This window comes from Candidatus Symbiopectobacterium sp. NZEC135 (assembly GCF_025962695.1).
The window spans coordinates 1-1,718 of record NZ_JAGFPF010000346.1; the positions used below are offsets into that span (position 1 = coordinate 1).

Annotated in this window: 2 protein-coding genes; both read left to right on the forward strand. The window is 52.6% G+C overall.

What is annotated here, in order from left to right; translation table 11 throughout:
- A partial coding sequence (locus J5224_RS26695; protein ID WP_264628184.1) for an FAD-dependent oxidoreductase occupies positions 1-1,174 on the forward strand: 1,174 nt, incomplete at its 5' end.
- Positions 1,175-1,188: 14 nt separating this feature from the next.
- Positions 1,189-1,718 (forward strand): MFS transporter (locus J5224_RS26700; protein WP_264628185.1); only part of this gene is annotated, 530 nt, incomplete at its 3' end.

The following is a 1,718-nucleotide window of genomic DNA, read 5'->3' on the forward strand; positions in this document are numbered from 1 at the left end:
AGGGAAAAAAGCGTTATTGGTGGAAAGAAACTCCTATTTGGGAGGGCAAGCCACGCATTGTTCAATTCCGACTTATGACGGCTTTTTTACGCGTCATGAAAATAGCGAACAAATAGCGGGCGGCGTCGCCAGCATGGTAATGGAGAAACTCAAACAATACCACGGCTGCGGCGAACCGCTGAGATCGCCATGGGGCAACGTTATGTTCCCGGTGAACAACGAAATGACCAAGATTGTATTGGAAGAGCTGGTCATGCAATCCGGTGCCCACCTGTTGCTAAACAGCCAGCTGTGCGACGTGGTGCGCAGCGGAAATACCATCAAAAGCATTACCTTACTGACCGATGGCGGCAAGATAAACATCACGGCACAGGCCTTTGTCGATGCCAGCGGCGATGGCAACCTGGTTTACCTGTCCGGTGCGGAACACACGTCACCCGACGTAGAAAACCTGCAATTCGGTTCGCTGCTGACACGCTTTGGCGGCGTGGCAAGCGATGCGGATGTCAGCCCGACAGCGCTGCGTGCCGCCATCGCCCAAGGCAAGGCGGCGGGCATTACACCGCTCAGCAAAGACAGCGGTTTTGCCATGCGTATCGTCGGTACCGAGGATGTCATCGCCATTCTGTGCAATGAGAAGGTGAACCCGCTCGACGCCGACAGCCTGACACAAGGACAAATTCGCGCACGCAAGCAGGCGATGGCCTATCTGGACACCTTCAAACGCTACTTGCCGGGTTTTGAACAGGCCTACGTCATCAACACCGGACCGCATATCGGTATTCGCGAATCGCGCCATGCGGTGGGTGAATATGCGCTGACCGGTGACGATGTGGTCAATGCCGCCACCTTTGACGATGCCATCGCACGCGGATGCTGGCCGATTGAACGCCATACCTCTGCCAACAAGATGCAGGTATATACCTGGATCAAAGATGACGGCTATTACGAAATTCCACTGCGCAGTCTGAAAAGTATCAATATCGATAATCTGTGGTTGGCGGGAAGAATTATTTCCTGCGACAACGAAGCCTTTGCTTCGGTACGCGTTATGGGTACGGCATTTTTAACCGGTCACGCCGCAGGTATTGCCGCCAGCATGAAAAACACGCCAACAGAAAACGATATAACCGCGATCCAAAGCGAATTAAAACGACAAGGCGCGCTCATTTAAATCAGGGAAACACAATGAAAACAGAAACGATGGTTCAACCTACCTCGCATATTACCCGAAAGCACATTACGATATTTGTGCTGGTGTATGCCTGCTATTTACTTTCCTTTTTTTCACGGTTATTGATTAACCCAATAATCCCCACCATTTCCGTCGACCTGGGGTTAACCAAGGCGCAAATGGGCGGATTTATGTCTGCCTTTTATCTCGGCTACGTGTTGACCAATCTGCCGGGAGGCCTGTTAACCGACAAACTCGGCTACCGTAAAGTGATTCTCGGTACCCTGTTGGCATTAGGTATCAGTACCCTGCTGTTTGGCACCGTGACCAGCTATAACACCGGCTTTATGATCCGCGTGCTGGCCGGTATCGGCTCCGGGGCCACGTTCTCCGCTTGCCTGCGTGCCATCTTTGAATGGTTCCCGAAAAACAAAGGGATGGCGACCGGCATTCTGCAAACCGGCACCACCGGCGGATTACTGCTGGTGAATCTGGCAGCACCGCCGTTTACCGAGCAGCACGGCTGGCAATACACCTTTTTTAT